Source organism: Cohnella sp. GCM10012308 (assembly GCF_042649185.1).
Taxonomy (GTDB): domain Bacteria; phylum Bacillota; class Bacilli; order Paenibacillales; family Paenibacillaceae; genus Cohnella.
Genome location: NZ_JBHRYU010000039.1, coordinates 71,338 through 88,192, shown reverse-complemented (window position 1 = coordinate 88,192; position 16,855 = coordinate 71,338). Strand labels below are relative to the sequence as shown.

The 16,855-nt window shown below is 53.7% G+C and carries 9 protein-coding genes; all 9 read left to right on the top strand.

Annotated features, from left to right (window positions below):
* The first annotated feature begins 272 nt into the window (after nucleotides 1-272).
* The 9 genes from ACFOTD_RS29715 to ACFOTD_RS29675 all read left to right on the top strand — a co-directional run bounded on the left by ACFOTD_RS29715 (nucleotide 273) and on the right by ACFOTD_RS29675 (nucleotide 16,806).
* On the top strand, nucleotides 273-1,829 hold the full coding sequence (locus tag ACFOTD_RS29715; RefSeq protein ID WP_378123583.1) for an alpha/beta hydrolase family protein: 1,557 nt from the start codon (nucleotides 273-275) through the stop codon (nucleotides 1,827-1,829).
* Nucleotides 1,830-1,861: 32 nt separating this feature from the next.
* The gene (gene gap, locus ACFOTD_RS29710) at nucleotides 1,862-2,887 is read left to right on the top strand and encodes a type I glyceraldehyde-3-phosphate dehydrogenase (protein ID WP_378123582.1); all 1,026 of its coding nucleotides are present in this window, start codon (nucleotides 1,862-1,864) and stop codon (nucleotides 2,885-2,887) included.
* A gap of 229 nt (nucleotides 2,888-3,116) precedes the next feature.
* A complete protein-coding gene (locus ACFOTD_RS29705; RefSeq protein WP_378123581.1) occupies nucleotides 3,117-7,868 on the top strand; it encodes an endo-beta-N-acetylglucosaminidase in 4,752 nt (1,583 codons plus the stop codon).
* A gap of 568 nt (nucleotides 7,869-8,436) precedes the next feature.
* Nucleotides 8,437-10,887, top strand: a complete 2,451-nt coding sequence (locus ACFOTD_RS29700; RefSeq protein ID WP_378123580.1) for a glycoside hydrolase family 27 protein — start codon at nucleotides 8,437-8,439, stop codon at nucleotides 10,885-10,887.
* 152 nt (nucleotides 10,888-11,039) lie between these two features.
* Nucleotides 11,040-11,621 carry an LURP-one-related family protein gene (locus ACFOTD_RS29695; RefSeq protein ID WP_378123579.1) on the top strand — a complete coding sequence of 194 codons (582 nt, stop codon included), beginning with the start codon at nucleotides 11,040-11,042 and terminating at the stop codon, nucleotides 11,619-11,621.
* 536 nt (nucleotides 11,622-12,157) lie between these two features.
* Nucleotides 12,158-12,862 carry a GOLPH3/VPS74 family protein gene (locus ACFOTD_RS29690; protein ID WP_378123578.1) on the top strand — a complete coding sequence of 235 codons (705 nt, stop codon included), beginning with the start codon at nucleotides 12,158-12,160 and terminating at the stop codon, nucleotides 12,860-12,862.
* Nucleotides 12,863-13,147: 285 nt separating this feature from the next.
* Complete coding sequence (gene pepF, locus ACFOTD_RS29685) at nucleotides 13,148-14,956, top strand: oligoendopeptidase F (RefSeq protein WP_378123577.1); 1,809 nt, start codon at nucleotides 13,148-13,150, stop codon at nucleotides 14,954-14,956.
* Between the two features lie 156 nt (nucleotides 14,957-15,112).
* Nucleotides 15,113-15,469: a hypothetical protein gene (locus ACFOTD_RS29680; RefSeq protein WP_378123576.1), complete on the top strand. Its 357-nt coding sequence runs from the start codon at nucleotides 15,113-15,115 to the stop codon at nucleotides 15,467-15,469.
* A gap of 215 nt (nucleotides 15,470-15,684) precedes the next feature.
* Nucleotides 15,685-16,806 carry an SGNH/GDSL hydrolase family protein gene (locus ACFOTD_RS29675; RefSeq protein WP_378123575.1) on the top strand — a complete coding sequence of 374 codons (1,122 nt, stop codon included), beginning with the start codon at nucleotides 15,685-15,687 and terminating at the stop codon, nucleotides 16,804-16,806.
* The last annotated feature ends 49 nt before the right edge of the window (nucleotides 16,807-16,855 follow it).

The following is a 16,855-nucleotide window of genomic DNA, read 5'->3' as shown; positions in this document are numbered from 1 at the left end:
AGTCGCCATCGACCAAAAACGCAAACGGGACGAAGCAGGAAACTCCCCTGCTTCGTCCCGTTTGGCTATTTCGGCTTCATTTCAGCTTTTTGCTTCAACTTCAAAGGGCTTTTGGGACAGCCCCTTTTAACGTTTTTCTGCGGGCATGATTTTTGACCCACAAATTGACTTACAAAATTGCAAGGTACATGTAAGGAAAATCGATAGCTCGGGTCAGCCTCTCCGGATAAGATTGGAACAAACGAAATTACAATTCAAAGAGGAGAATCCGGATGAGGCTGTTTGAATGGTTGCTTTTTTTGTCAAACATCGGCTTGTTTGCATTATCGGTCCGATTAAAAAAGGGACGGCGCAAAGTTCCGTTATTCGCTGCGAGCGGCGTCGCCGCGCTTTTCATGGTCATTCATTTGACCGTGGAAGGCTACAGAGTCCAGTTGATTTTCCCCTATTGCTTAACAGCCGTTTGTTTCGTCACTTCAGGTTATTTCTATTTTAAAAAAAACGGCTCAACAAACATCCCGCGGTTCGTGTCGGTTTCCGGTTATACTGCTGCAGCGATCATGCTGGTCGTCACAGCGGGTCTCTTATATGTCTTCCCTGTATTTAAACTGCCAGAGCCGACAGGCGAGTATAAAGTAGGGACGCAAACGTTCCATCTCGTAGATACAAGAAGGGACGAGATTTACGACAAAGCCGGAGATCGCAAGAGAGAATTGATGGTCCATGTATGGTATCCAGCTCAAGCCGGCAACGGCGAGTACGATCCCTTTATTCAAGATCCACGGATATTACCTTATATGGCCGCGAACTATGGACTCCCCGGATTTACTTTTCAACATCTGAAATACGTAGCCAGTCATGCCTACTCGGAAGCTGAAGTCTCTTCGGCACAGCCTTCATACCCGCTGCTCCTTGGGAATCCCGGCTTTGGCTCTTCCCGGTTCCTCCATACGTCGCAAGCCGAAAATCTTGCGAGCCACGGATATATCGTGGCAGTGATTGACCACACCTACAACACATTCGCGACCGAGTTCCCGGACGGTCGAATCACGACGAGCACGACAAACGGCTTATTCTCTTCCAACCATGATTATCGAACGGAAAGCGGCAATCGCGATAAGCTGGGAAAAGTATTAACCGACGATGCGACGTTTGTGCTGGACCAATTCGAACGTATCCAATCGGGTGAGATTTCCAGTCTCCTCAAAGGGAAAATCGATCTCGGCCATGTCGGGACGTTCGGTCATTCGATCGGCGGCGCGACGGCCTTTGACGCTGCTTACGATCCGCGAATCGCGGTTGGCGTAGACTTGGACGGAGCGTTGTATCGACTGCGCGACAGAGAGGGGCTGCAAAAGCCGTTTTTGTTCATGAACTCGGAGAGTGAATTCGCAAGATTAAAGATGGCGATGGATAACCACGTCTATACGGATGCAGAGCTAAAACGCATAGGCAACTCGCGAGCGTGGATGGAACAAGTAACGGCAGACAAAAAGCGGGAGCTTGATCGAATGCGCGATACGGCTGCAGCAGGCGGACAATTAATTTATATCGACAATACGGAGCATTTGAATTTTACCGACGTCGCGTTCATTTCTCCTGTATTCAAATGGCTGGGCGTTACAGGAAAGGTCGACTCCGGAAGAGCGAATGCCATTATCAATGCCTATATGCTTGATTTCTTCGATCTGTATCTTAAAAACAAAGGCGGGAGCTTATTAAGGGGGCCCCAGAGCCGCTATCCGGAGGTAAGGATCGCAACCACATCATTGGTATTTATGAGTCATATTAAATATTTTAATGAGTCATATATAAAATATATGTTATAATTATGACGCATTATATAGGAGGGGGTTGTGAAATGAGGATTGGACTTAGCGGAACAGGCAGAATCGGCAGACTTGTAATTCGAAGGTTGATTAATCAAGCGCCACGGAATGCGGAGCTTGTCGCGATCAATTCCACCGGGACCTTAGAAGCGCTGGCACACATGCTAAAGTATGATACCGTGCACGGCACCTGGGATGCAGACATCCTCATTGTAGATGGCAAACTGATGATCAATGGCCGGAAGATCGCGATCGTGTGCGAAAAGGATCCGGAAAAACTGCCATGGCGAGCGTTGGGCGTAAGTCTGGCCATCGACGCGACAGGACGCTTCAACAACCGCGCCGATGCGTCCAAGCATCTGACCGCCGGCGCAAAACGAGTCCTGTTGACGGCGCCGGCAGACCAATCAGACTTCACTATGCTGATGGGCGTCAATGAACGCCATTATGATCCCGAACGGCATCGCGTGCTGTCGGCTGCGTCATGCACGACGAACTGTCTGGCGCCGGTCTTGCATGTGCTCGATCAAGCCTTCGGCATCGAAAAAGGATGGATGTCCACGGTCCATGCGTATACGAACGACCAGAATCACCTGGATAATCCGCACAAGGATTTGCGACGGGCACGTTCTTGTACGAGTTCGATCATTCCTACGAGTACGGGCGTCGGCAAAGCGTTAAGAAAAATTTTGCCGCATCTTGCCGACCGGATTCAAGGCATATCCATTCGCGTTCCGGTGCAAGACGTATCTTTGCTTGATGTCGTGCTTCAGTTGCGGATAAAAGCAGAACCATCGGAAATACGTGATATATTCGTTCGCGCAGCCGAGGGCGAACACCGCGGCATCCTTGCATACAACGATCTTCCGCTCGTGTCTTCCGATTACATAGGCAACGCGCATTCGGCGATCATCGACGGATTGAGCTTGCAGACGCGTGAAAATGAGTTGAAGCTGCTCGTTTGGTACGACAACGAATGGGGTTACGCATCTCGCGTCGTGGATGCTGCCATTCTGATCGCGGGGGCAGAGAATGATAGGCCCGCGATGCTCGAATAGAAGCAGGCGACCTGCGAAAATTTCATTTGCGCGAAAGGCTTCAAAAGAGGGTTTTCGCCTGACAACGACCGCAAACCGCGTTCAGAAGAACGTGGTTTTTTGTGGTATTTTGATCATGAATCTTTAAAATGAACACGTTTTCTTTAGTTTATCTGTTTTTGAAAGTGTTTTCATTCACTATTCTAATAGATGACTTCACATAAGAGTCCAAGGACAAGGAGGAAAATCATTGAAAAAGTTGGCCCGAAAAAAGAAGTTGTCCAAGGTTACCACGGCAGTCGTAACCACAGCTTTGCTGGTGTCCAGCCTGCAATTCGCCCAGAAGGCGCAGGCTGGGGATACCTGGCCGTTCAAGGACGACAGCGCGCAAGGCGCCAACCAGCCGAGCATTCACGGCTACACCAGCAACCAGATCGCGAACTGGAGTCCGTCGACCGATCCGTACGCGGAGATGCTGCGATCCCGGGTGCCGCTGCAGACGCGAATCGCGCCGCTTGCCGCGACACAGGCGAATCCGGCCTTGAACCCGAACGCGAAAATGATTACGGTCGCGGGCGATTATGGCAACGCCTTCATCGAGAACGCCCCGTACACGAATAAATTCGCGCAATATCATTTCAGCTTCTGGCAGTATACGGATTTCTATTCCTACTGGCACGGTACGGCGACGGCTTATACGCCACCCGAATATTATGATGCGACGGCGCAGGCCGATTGGACGCAGAAATGGTTCGAATTTGGAATTCTGAATATTCCGAATCCGACCTATACGGATGCGGCGCATAAAAACGGCGTCATGTCTCTTGCCGGCATTTTCTTCTCGAACAACGACCGCGGGCAGCAAACCTACAAGCAAATGCTCATCAAGGACGAGCAGGGCAACTTCCCCGTCGCCGCCAAGCTGATCGAGATGGCGCGCTACTATGGCTACGACGGCTACTTTTTTAATCAGGAAGAATCGGGTCCGAACGTCGCGACGGCCGATATCCCGACCTACGTCGCATTCTTGAAGGTGCTGCAGCAGAGCGGACTGTATGTCCAGTGGTACGATTCGTTGACGACGAACAACGGCGCTACTACCTATTCGAGAACGTTCAACAACAACAATATATCGTTTTTGGTGGACCAGACGACCAAGGAGCCGGTAACGAACTCGTTCTTCTTCGATTATGGAGTGAACAATACCCTGCTGAATAGCGCCAAAACATACTTAAGCAATCTTAATACGACGCTGGGAACAGATTACGACATATACGACGTAGGGTATGCAGGCATCGAGGCTGGCGGGAATCGCTTTACTGCCACGAACGGCACGCATCTAAGCAACAAGCTTGTCGGGGGCATACCGGGAGAAAGCTTGGCGATGCTTGGCGCGGATTTCGTCCATGCCGGTCTAGACGAGGACATGGGACAAGCGTATCCGGTATCCCGAAGGTCCGAGAACGATTACCAGTGGATGACCTTCCTTAGAGAACAGCTGTGGTGGTCGGGACCGAACGTGAATCCCGTGAATACGGCCAAATCCGCAACGAATACGGTCTCGGACGTGTATGCGGACAACCGTTACTGGCCGGGCGTCGCATCCGCGATTACGGAACGGTCCGTGATCGCCGGCAACAATTTCTACTCCAGCTTCAATACGGGCCATGGGCTGAACTACTACGTGAACGGAGACGTATCCAACGAAGACGAATGGTCGAACATGAGCCTTCAGGACATCCCGGTCACCTGGGAATGGTGGGAGGATACGACGGGCAGCCGCCTGGCCGTTGATTACGACTACGGTCCGGAGTTTAAGACGAGCGCGACCCGCTTCAAGTATACGCCGGTCGGCGGATACAGCGGCGGCAGCTCGCTTGTGGTCAGCGGTGCGCTTGACGCGGACAACTTTCTGCGTCTCTACAAGACGGACTTAAGCGTCAACGCGAATACGAAAGTATCGCTTACTTACGACAAGTCCTCCGCGGACGACAGCTCCGTCATGTCGCTCGGTCTCGTCTTTGCGGACGATCCGACGAATATGGTGAAGGTGCCGCTGGCAGGCAGCGGAAAGCAGACGCAAGGCTGGACGACCGCTCAGCTTGATCTCGGCAGCTACGCGGGCAAATCCATCGCGGCGATGGGACTCGTATTCGCGCCAGGCCAAGGCTCGTCGATCTCGGATTATCAGGTCAACGTCGGTCAGCTCCGTTACTACGACGGCTCGGCTGAGACGCCTGCCGCGCCGACGGGACTCGCGATCGCCGACGCCTTCGCGGACACCAATGAAATGAACGTCCAATGGAGCATGGATGCCGACTATACGAAAATCAAGCAATACAACGTGTACGTTAACGATGTATTCGTGGGCGGCAAGTATGACGATCGCTTCTATATTAAGGACCTGCCTGCCAAGTCCGGTACAATCAAGGTAGCGGCGGTAGGCGCCGACGGCGTCGAAGGTCCGGCAGCGCAAATGAATTATGATCTGAACGCGACAGTATCCGGCATCTCCGTCAGCCAAGCCGACAACGGGGATATGACCGTCCATTGGAGCGACCCGCAGGGCGCTGCGGGCCCCGTGAATCTGGATATCCGCTCGGTGAACTGGATTACGACCGAAGCGCCTGTCTCGCAGCAGATCCAGGCAGAGGCTGGCTCTACCAGCGCCGTAATTCCGGGTCTGCCGATTAACGGCGACGACTATAAGCTGACGATTACGATCGGCAGCGGCAAACCCGTGACCGTGAGCGGCACATTCGTGGACAAGACGATATTGCCTTATGCGGAGAAGTGGTCGTGGAACGGCAATACGCTGAGCCTCCCGATGCCGAACACGCGGGATTGGCGATATATGTACGTCTACCAGGATGGAACGCCCAAGTCGTTTGCCGTTACTTATCTCTCGGGCGCATCCGCCAACAAGCCGATGATTATTCGCGGACGCACGACGAAGGCAAGCCTGAGCTTCGCCTCCACGGCGCAAGTCGTTTCTGTCGTCATGGAGGATTATGCAGGCAATACGTCCGAGCCGCTGTACCTCAGAGGTCTACAGACGATCACGCTCGATGCGAACGGCGGACAATCGTCCACCGCAGCGGTGCAAGGCGTATTGAATACGACCTTGACCGAACCGACTGGCGTGACGCGAGCCGGCTACGAGCTGGAGGGATGGTACAACAACGGGATCAAATGGAACTTTGCGTCCGACAAGGTTGCCGGGGACATGACGCTACAGGCCAAATGGAGCCTGCTGCCTCCGACAGACGAATGGATCGACCCGGCATTCGTTCAGGATCTGCCGGCGGCGCGCGATGCGGCGCTAGGCGAAGAGACGACGCTGTACGTCCAGGCTAACGGAGACATCGAGACGATCCGCTGGGAATCGAAGCTGCCGGACGAGGACGAGTGGCAGACGATTCAGAGCTCGACTTCGCCGGTCTATACCTTCACGCCGCAAGCGTCCGACGACGGCAAGCTTTACCGCGTCGTGCTCGTCGGGAAGGGAGAAGAAAATCCGGTCACGCGGACCGGCGGCGAGCTTAAATTGACGGTTCAACCGGTCGTGCCCGCACCGACGATCCCGACTGTATCCGCCAGCGCAAATCCGGCAATCGTCGGTCAAAGCGTGACGTTTACGTCGGTCTCCTCCGCAGTGTATGGAGACTTGAGCTATCAATGGTACAAGGATGGGGCGCCGATCGAAGGCGCTGCTGCGGACTCGTATACGAAAAATGCGGTCACGATGGGAGATGCGGGCAACTACAAAGTATCGGTGACAAATACCGTGTATCTGAACGGCAGAGCGTATACGTCGTCCGCTGACAGCCAGGAGCTGGTCTTTGCAGTGAACGTCGCCGGCGGACCCGTAACGCCTCCAGCCGATACGCCGGCGACGAATACGCCCGAGCCCCCTGCATCGGGCAAGACCGCGCTTAAGCCGGAGCAATTGAAGGCAGAGCCTCAGAACGGCTCGATAACGATCCAGTTGGAAGACAGCGTGACCGTAGTCGATCTGCCGATCGCAGCCGACGAATATATCGGCAATAACAAGCTGGTTCTTCGTACCGGCAGCTTGCAAATGACATTGTCGTCGGCGCAGCTCAAGCAGCTGAAGTCAGGCGCGACCGAATGGCAGCTTGCCGACGGTACGTTCCGCTTGTCGATTGACGCTAAGCCAGCCGACACGACCGGCATCAAGACCGGAGCAGGTGTCAGCGTCAAGGGAAAGAGCGTGCAATTTAGCCTGAGCATTGCGGATGCCAAGGGCAATCTGCAAGCGTCCGCCCCGATTTCGGAGCCCGTCGTTATGAGCTGGGAAGTGGAATCCGGCTTCGATCCCGATCTCTTGGGCGTGTACCAAGTCGATGCCGACGGCACATTGCATTATCTCGGCGGAGAGGTGAAGGAGAGCCGGTTAACTGCGGAGCTGCCGCGCGACGGCGTTTATATGCTGCTTGAATACAACAAAACGTTCAGCGACATTCCTGCCGGCTATTGGGCGGAGAATACGATCCGCAAGCTGTCCGCCAAGCATCTGATCGACGGCGTCTCGGAGACTTCGTTCGATCCTTCGCGCCGGATTACCCGCGCCGAATTCGTAAAGCTGATGGCAAGCGTACTGAAGCTGTCCGATAACGGCGATCAGACATTCGAGGATGTAGCTCCGGATGCCTGGTATGCAGGCTACGTGAGCGCCATGGTCAAGGCGGGCATCATTAACGGAAGAAGCGACAACCGCTTTGAACCGAACGCGCAAATCAGCAGAGAAGAGATTGTCACGATTCTGATGAGAGCCTATGCCTTAATAAACGGCCAATCGCAGCCTGCAACGACTTCGAGCTATGCCGATCAGGGCGATATCTCGGCTTGGGCGGCTGACAGCGTCAGCCAGGCAACCGCGCTCGGGCTCGTGCAAGGCCGCAGCGGGGACCGGTTCGCGCCAAAGGCTGCGGCAACCCGTGCGGAAGCAGCGCAATTTATTCTGAATTACATTAAATAAGGCTGCGCCAAAAGTCGGCCGCCTGCAGCTGGAAGAGGATCTTCCGGAAGCAGGCGGCTTTTTTTATTTGGAAAAATAAAGCATGCTCTCTCCGCGCTTAATCGTAAGTGTCGAACAAGCTGCGGACGACGAGTCGTTCGCGGACCAGGACCCGAACACATCAAGATATACGAAGTGGCGGACCGGGTCGGCCTTCAGACACAAGCTTACTTCACGTTTTTGTTCAAAAAGCAGGTCGGCTGCACGCCGCAGGAGTATCGCGACCACAGATACGACTCGCACGAAGGCTGAGCCGAGCCGATATCGGCGCATCGGTACGCCGAACGGCGCAATTGTACCTATTTTTAATGCAGGAAGGCATAGATAATGGATCTAGCTCAAAGTGAAAGCGCTACCATTTATTCGGTTTATAGGCGCTTTTTTTCTCTAGAGCGAGTCTTCCTGGAAAAGGAGGGATGCGGCGGAGAAAACGGTATGTAGCTGCTAAGCGGCCGCAGGGAAATCAACGCACCCTTCAGCGGTCTGTTCGTGGCTTCACGATCCAAAACAATGGGAGATGATGTTCGTCATGTTCAAGCCTTTCATTAAGCTTCGCTTTCTCTTGCTGAGCTTTGTCATTCTCGCGGCGCAAGCGGGAATCGCGATTCCGCAAGCGCAAGTCGCCAGCGCGGCCATCAATGGACTCGGTCAGAAGCCTTACATGGGCTGGAGCAGCTACAGCATGCAGGTTTATTCGGGCAGCACGCCCTTTATCACGGCAGCCCAGATCAAGGCGCAGTCGGATGCCATGCATACTACGCTGCAGTCCCACGGCTACGAATACATTAACATCGACGCGGGCTGGAACGGAAGCATGGACGGGTACGGCCGGCCGATCCCCAGCACGACGCTATACCCGAACGGCTTCCAGGATGTCATTGATTACGTTCACAACAACGGCCAGAAAATCGGCATTTATCTGATTCCGGGGCTGTCGAAGGACGCCTACAATGCCAACCTGCCGATTTACGGCACGACGTCCTGCCACATGCAGGATATCGCCGTCTTGCCGCTTACGACGGCGGACTATTGGAACATCGGATACAAAATCAATTTCGCGAATCCCTGCGCCCAAAGCTACGTCAACTCCATCGCCGATTTGATCGCATCCTGGGGCATCGACTTCGTGAAGTTCGACAGCGTGACGCCAGGCTCCGGCTATAACAATACGTCGATCGACGCGCGCGACGACGTGAAGGCGTGGGCAACCGCGCTTGCTTCGCATGGGATCTGGTTCGAGCTCTCCTGGGCGCTGGACCATAACTACGTCGATTACTGGAAGCAATACGCAAACGGCTGGCGCGTCGATTGGGACGTCGAAGCTTATCAGCCCGGCGTGAAGCTGACCGAATGGAACAACATCGCCCGCCTGTTTCCGGATGCTGAAGTCTGGTGGCGCGATGCAAGGCCGGGCGGTTGGAACGACTTCGACTCGCTGAACGTCGGCAACGGGGCGATGGACGGTCTGACCCAGGACGAACGCCGCACGGCGATGACGTTGTGGTCGATGTCGTCGGCGCAGCTCTATACGGGCAACGACTTGACCAATCTGGACAGCTTCGGCATCGGACTCTTGACGAACGACGAGGTGATCGCGGTCAATCAGGCGGGGCGTCCGGCGCATCCGGTCTCGACCGCGACCAGCCAGCAGGTATGGTACGCGAACAACGGGGACGGCAGCTACACGGTCGCCCTGTTTAACCTGGGCAGCGCTGCGGCTACGGTGACGGCGAACTGGAGCGACATCGGCTTATACGGCTCTGCAACGGTACGGGACTTGTGGACGCATACCGATCTCGGCAAGTTCGCGACGGGCTACAGCTCCGTCAATCTCGCGCCGCATGCGTCCCGGATGCTGCGCGTCGTCACGAACGGCGGCGCGAATGTCGTCAACGACGACGACACGGGCATCTCCTATACGGGAAGCTGGCAGCGGAGCTGGAATCGCGGTCTCGGCGATTTCAAGGACGACGTCCATTACACGCAGACGAACGGAGACTATTTTGAATTTAAATTTAACGGAACCGCCATCGACCTGTATACCGAGAAGGATTCGTCGCAAGGGAACGTCGACATCTATATCGACGGCGTCCTGAAGCAGACGGTCAACACTTACAATGCGACGCGTCTTTTACAGCAGAAAGTGTACGGCGCTTCGGGACTCTCGAACGGCGTTCATACGTTGAAGGCGGTCAAGAAGACCGGTACGTATATGCTGCTCGACAAGCTCTCGTACAACGTAGCTGCGCCGATCGAAGTGAACGATGCGGATGCAGGCTTTACGTATTCCGGCTCCTGGTCGACCAGCACCGCGCGCGGCTACGGGGATTACAACGATGACGTCCATTATACGATGACGAACAACGATTATTTCCAATACGCCTTCAATGGCACGGGGGTCGATCTGGTTACCGAGAAGGATTCTGCGCAAGGTGACATCGACGTTTATATCGACGGCGTCTTCAAGCAGACGGTAAGCACTTACAACGCGACGAGGCTCCCGCAGCAGACCGTCTACAGCATCCGCGGCTTGACGAGCGGCTCTCATACGATCAAAGCCGTGAAGAAGTCGGGCACGTACATGCTGCTCGACAAGCTGAATGTCCGCAGCAGCCGTATTCAGCTCAACAATACGGATTCCGGCATTACGTACTCCGGCACCTGGTCGCTGAACGCCGGCCGAGGCTACGGGGATTACAACGACGACGTGCACTTCACGGCCGTCAACAACGATTACGCGCAATACACGTTTAACGGCACGGGAATCGAACTGCTTGGCGAGAAGGCGTCGGATCAAGGCAACGTCGACATTTATATCGACAACGTCCTGCAGACGACGGTCAACACGTACAACGCGACGCGCCTTGTCAATCAGTCGATCTACAGCGCAAGCGGCTTGACAGCAGGCTCCCATACGATCAAGGCCGTCAAAAAGACGGGCTCTTATATGCTGGTGGATTCTCTGCGCGTGACGCCGTGATGCTTTAAGATATCGTTAAACATACGTTAAATAAACGACGGCAGCCGGCCCTTAAGCGCGGCTGTCGTTTTTCATGCCTTCAGGAAGGGTTTTCCATCCATTTGTCGAATTTTATGACTTTATGATGGAAATCAAGTCACTGGAGGCTAACCATGAATCCTAAATTTACGCATACGCAATACCTTGTGAGAAAACAAATTATGTCGCTTGTGGGAGCGAGCGTCGATATTTTCGACAGCAACGGACAACCGGTGTTATATTCGCAGATGAAGGCGTTTAAGCTGAAAGAGGATATTCGGTTGTTTGCCGACAATACGATGCAAGACGAGCTCATCTCCATTCAGGCGCGCAGCATCATCGATTTCTCCGCGAGCTATGACGTCGTCGACTCGACAACGGGCGAGAATCTAGGTTCTTTTCGCCGTAAGGGCGTGAAGTCGACGCTGCTGAAAGACGAGTGGGCGATACTGGATTCCAACGAGAGAGAGATCGGGCTCATTAAGGAAGACAGCGCGTTTTTTGCGCTGCTTAGAAGATATTTAACCAACTTGATTCCGCAAAAGTTCCATGTCGAGATGGGCGGCGTGCCGGTTGCGCTGTTTAAGCAGGACTTCAATCCTTTCGTCGGAAAACTGAAGCTGGACTTCTCGCACGATACGGACAACTTATTGGACCGCCGGTTAGGGCTGGCTGCGGCGGTGCTGCTGGTTGTCATTGAAGGACAGCAAGGATAGCATCGGTGGCGACGATTCAGGGCCAGTTATGTGCGCGCGCGTTCAGCGCTCCGGGCTTTTCGGATGTTGCGGGACTAAAAGCCTGCATTTATACATGAATTTTCAGCCGACCGACCACGCTTGATGAAATACCTGCAAATGTGCAGGTAAATTCAAAGTACAAGCCCCAAATCCTGCTGATGGAGGAAAATAAATGCGTATTTGCATCTTTTCTTCTCAAATGGATTGAAATCGACAAAATTAGATGTTTATTTGCAGGTATTACACGTGAATCAAGTTTTGGATATCCACCAAACCTAAAAAGGACCGTTAGGGTGATCTTTGATCATCCCTAATAGTCTTTTTTAGTTTATAGGGTCATGTTTTAACCGCGAGCAAGGGCCATATGAGAATGGATAATATGAGATTCTTAATGTAATTAACGAATAATCGTGATATTTATCATCTGTAAACAATGAATGAATTCACTAGTGTGAGGGAATGAACGCGGGGATAATTGAGATATCAAATTCGGAAAAAGGAAGGAAGTTAGGGACATGACAGAAACGACAGAGATAACAAACGTACAAGAGTCGCATACGCTTGCGCAAGAGTTCGTTCTTCTTGCGTCAGGTGCAGAAAATAATGCATGGAAAAAGCCGCGCAACTCCTATATGCAAACTTATGCCGCAGGTGCGATCTTGATTGAATTGCTGAGCGCGGATGTTATTCGTCAGGGTGACGAAAATAAATTAGAGATTTTTCTTACGGATTACGACGGGGACGATGCTGCCAAGATGATGCTCGACAAGATGGCACAATCCAAGCCGAAAACAATGAAACAATGGGCGCAATCGATGTTTACGGATAGAAACGGGCGCATTCAATTCTTCCAAGCGGTTGTGAGGCCGATTGTCCATTCAGGGGATTTGCAGGAAACCAATGACCGGCACCTGCTTGTTCCGGTTAAACGATATGCGCCGTCGCCAGCCGCAAAGGATCGAATCATTCAGCGCATACGCGCGGAGCTGCTGGAGAAAGATCCGGTGCTGCAACAAACCGTCTTATTGACGATGATGCTTGAAGTCGGAGGTCTGCTAAAAAGCTTCTTCTCTGAGGATGAAGCAAGAGAACTGACGAAGCGGCTCAAGTATCTTAGGGAGGAGCCAAGCGAAAAGTGGAAGCAGCTTGTCCAAATCCACAAAGCCTTGAAAGATATACACACAACGATCGCAACGGTCACTGCATCGTCGATCACGTAGACAATGGAAAAATGTCTGCAACGTATGCCGCTCTGAACGCTTCGCCCGCCCGGATAATATCCGACAGCAGAAGACGCTCGCCGTCGGTCAGATGCAGGAGACGATATGACAGTCACTTTCAGTTTAGCGAACACGGGGGAGGGAGCGGTTTCAATAAATACTAAATTGATCAAAAATGTCCCATATTAGTTCAAAGCAGACCTGTTTTCCAAACCGGATCATTCAGATACACTGTATGAAATGAAGCGCACGACATGCGCAATACGGAGACAAGGGTGGTTTGTTATGCAGGAGCGGATGAGTCGAAAAGCAGTTCCGTCGTCGAGCACGTGGGATCTGAGCGACTTATTTCCGAATCCTGAGGCATGGGAACAGGAGCGGATACAGATACAGCGTATATTAAACGAGCCGGCGCCATGGAAAGGGCAAGGCACTTGGGATGCTCAAGCGCTCCTGGCTGCACTGACGTCATTTGAGACGTTGGGAATTCGAGTCAATCACTTGGCGGCGTATGCCCAGCTTCGGCTCTCCGAAGACAACAGCAATGCCGAATCGCAAAATAGGGCTGGGAAGATCGGGGAAGTTACAGCGCTGTTTCAGGCTTATACGGCGGATTTGGAATCCGGCGTCCTCCGATTGGAAGACGACACCATCGAAGAGGCGATGCAGCAGGAAAGGGCGCTGGCGCCATTCCGCAAGTATTTGCTTGATCTGCGGGAGGCCAAGCCGTTCCGCCTGTCGGAAGAGAGCGAATACGTGCTGGCTTCGTTGCAAGAAGCGCTGAACCTTCCTTATAAATTTTATCAACGCAGCAAGCTTTCAGATATGGCGTTTTCCGCTGTGCGAGACAGCGAAGGCGCCGTTCGCCCTGTTTCGTTTGCATTATACGAGAACGATTACGCTTTAAACCGTGATCCGGTGTTGAGGCAGGAGGCTTACCGTTCTTTTACAGCCACGCTGGAGGCCTACAAGCATGGCATTGCCACCGCGTATGCCGGAGAAGTAAAGCGGCAAACGGTCGTCGCCCGGCTCCGAGGGTATGAATCCGCGACGCATATGCTGCTTCATCCTCAGCAAATCGGCGCTGAATCATACGAGCGGATCATTGAAACCCTATTTAGCGGACTCGCGCCGCATATGCGCCGTTTCGTACGTCTGAAGCAAAAGAACCTTGGATTGGAACAGCTCTCATATTGTGATTTAAAGGTACCCTTCGACAATGTTCCTTCTTTCATGCCTACCATTTCCTTTAAAGAAGCGGGGCAAATGATCGTAGACGCCACGCGGGTGATGGGGCCGGAATATTCGGAGCTCATGAAGCAGGGCGTCGCCCGTCGTTGGGTCGATTTTGCCGACAATCAAGGCAAAGCCACCGGGGCCTTTTGCAACACGCCGTACGGGAAGCAGGCAAAAATCTTGCTGACTTGGACCGGAAATATGAGCAATGCGTTCCTTCTGGCTCACGAGCTCGGCCATGCAGGTCATTTCATGCTCGCCGGACGGCATCAGCGTTTTTTGACTTACCGTCCTTCGATATTCTTTATTGAAGCGCCATCTACGCTCAATGAGCTGCTCCTCGCGGAGCATCTTCGCAATCGGTCCGACAGTCGGGAAATGAAGCGCTCGGTCTTGATGAATCAGTTAAACCATACATACTATCACAACTTTGTGACGCATTTGCTCGAAGCCGAAATGCAAAGACGCGTATACGCGGCGGCAGACATTGGCGTGACGCTTACGGCAGTGTCATTGTCCGCGATGAAAGGCGGCGTGCTGTCCGATTTTTGGGGAGACGCGGTACACATCGACGCAGGCGCCCGTTTGACATGGATGTCGCAGCCGCATTATTACATGGGATTGTATCCGTATACGTATGGCGCGGGTTTAACCGTCTCCACGGTTATGATGGCTCAAATCCGCGAGGAGGGGACAGACGCCGTAGAGCGCTGGCTTCGCGTATTAAAGGCGGGAGGATCCAAGAGACCGCTTGAATTGCTCCAACTGGCAGGCATTGACTTCTCGGATGCGCGACCGGTCCATAACGCCGCGGCCTTCGTCGGCAGCCTCGTAGATGAACTTGAAGCCTTGTCTTAAGACTTACGGCGGAGGATATGGAAAAACCGCTCGCCTTCGCATTAACCGAAAAATACAATGCGAAAAATCCGCTCCATTGCAGGCAGCTCCCGCTGGCATGAGCTGCGCGCTCGCCGTCGGATAGAATGGAGATCACTTCCCAAGTCTAGTCCTTTATTGGCCATAGGTCCGTTATTACCTTCTGCGGCAAATGCCGGCTGCTCCGCTCCCGCGAAGTATGAGGGCAGGAGCGACAATTGGAAGGTTAGCACTACTTACGATTCTTCCGCCGACATCAAATCCTACGAGATTCGTTACATCGGCAAAGAAGAAGCCCTCGACGGGACGGTCGGCTATGCGTTCAAGGATAGCCGCAACTTCCAAGAGCGCGGCGAGAGCGCCATTCTTCGGAAAAATATGAAGATCACAGGGAGATTCACGGTCGTTGCGCCTATGGAGGAAGAAGACGGCTTCGTTCTGGAAATGCGTTGGAACGGAAACCAAGAAACGATTCCGATCGAACGGAAAAAGTGAATACGACCAAGAAGCACCGTGCATGCAAAGATTTCTCTTTGCTCGCACGGTGCTTTGCCTTATATTTCCTTCTTATGGCGGGACCGGAAATCTCGCGGAGAAACGCTGACGGCGAACCCGCACTTACAATTTCCATTAATATGTAATATACTCCTCTCAACAGCAAGATAAGAAGGTATTGCTTATGAAGGCAATTACGAGAGGAAGCGACGTGAATGGTGAATAAAGGCGGCGTTAGACCGCAGGAGCTGGATAGAAATATGATCGTTGCGGAGCGGAGCGAGGACGGCTTGCGCTGGCTGTCGCCGCTCGTCGAGCCGTTTGTGATCGCGGGACTTCCATGGCTGAAAAAAGAGAGGCTGTACCGCCGCTTGCCCGCTGCTTCGGCGCATGCGCTGCCGCCGGCGGTCGATATGCTGGCCGACTGCCCGGCCGGCGGGCAGATTCGCTTCCGCACCGATTCCCCGACCGTCGTCGTGAAGGCGGTATTGTCGGGTCCGCCGGGGATGGACCATATGCCGGCCAGCGGACAATGCGGCTTCGACGCCTATATCGGCGATTTGGGGACGCAAGCCTATATTGGAACGACGCGTATGAGCACCACGGCTACGGAGATTTGCCATCCGTTGTTCGAACGGCTGGCGGCGCTGCCACGCGAGGTGACGATCAATCTTCCGCTCTATCAAGGCGTGCGGGAGATATGGATCGGCATCGCTCCGGAGGCCATGATCGAACCGCCGGTGACCTATGAAGATAGCCGCAAAATGATCGTATACGGCACGTCGATTACGCAGGGCGGCTGCGCCTCCCGGCCTGGCATGGCGTATACGAACGTTTTGAGCCGCAGATTCCCTTACGAATTCGTTAACGAAGGGTTCTCGGGAAACGGCAAGGGCGAGCCGGAGGTGGCGCGTACGCTGGCCGAGATCGACAATCCCGGGCTGCTCGTGATCGATTATGTTGCCAATGTGACGCCCGAGGGCTACCGGGATACGCTGCCGACATTCATCGGCTTGTATCGCGAGGCGCATCCCGACGTGCCTATTCTCGTCGTGTCCAAGATTCGCTACGCGAGGGAAGCCTTCGACGATGCTGCCTTGCAGGGACGGCTGGATACCCGGGCGTTCGGCAAGGAAACGGTCGAGCGCCTGAGGCAGGAAGGGGATGCGAATATTTACTTCCAGGATGGCGACGAGCTGCTCGGCGACCGCTTCGACGAATGCACGGTGGACGGCGTTCACCCAACCGATCTCGGCTTCCTTCGTATGGCGGACGGCTTGATGCCAATGCTGTCTGGCATCCTGGGAGCACCGGCGCGCTCAACCCACAAGGATTGACACCTTCGTCCATGGTCGTCGATACATGTTTAAGAAAATCGTATTCCAC

What these genes read in the sequence shown, in the direction of transcription:
- ACFOTD_RS29715 (WP_378123583.1), top strand. Translation starts at nt 273, where the DNA reads ATGAGGCTGTTTGAATGGTTGCTTTTTTTGTCAAACATCGGCTTGTTT.
- gap (WP_378123582.1), top strand. Translation starts at nt 1,862, where the DNA reads ATGAGGATTGGACTTAGCGGAACAGGCAGAATCGGCAGACTTGTAATT.
- ACFOTD_RS29700 (WP_378123580.1), top strand. Translation starts at nt 8,437, where the DNA reads ATGTTCAAGCCTTTCATTAAGCTTCGCTTTCTCTTGCTGAGCTTTGTC.
- ACFOTD_RS29695 (WP_378123579.1), top strand. Translation starts at nt 11,040, where the DNA reads ATGAATCCTAAATTTACGCATACGCAATACCTTGTGAGAAAACAAATT.
- ACFOTD_RS29690 (WP_378123578.1), top strand. Translation starts at nt 12,158, where the DNA reads ATGACAGAAACGACAGAGATAACAAACGTACAAGAGTCGCATACGCTT.
- pepF (WP_378123577.1), top strand. Translation starts at nt 13,148, where the DNA reads ATGCAGGAGCGGATGAGTCGAAAAGCAGTTCCGTCGTCGAGCACGTGG.
- ACFOTD_RS29675 (WP_378123575.1), top strand. Translation starts at nt 15,685, where the DNA reads ATGGTGAATAAAGGCGGCGTTAGACCGCAGGAGCTGGATAGAAATATG.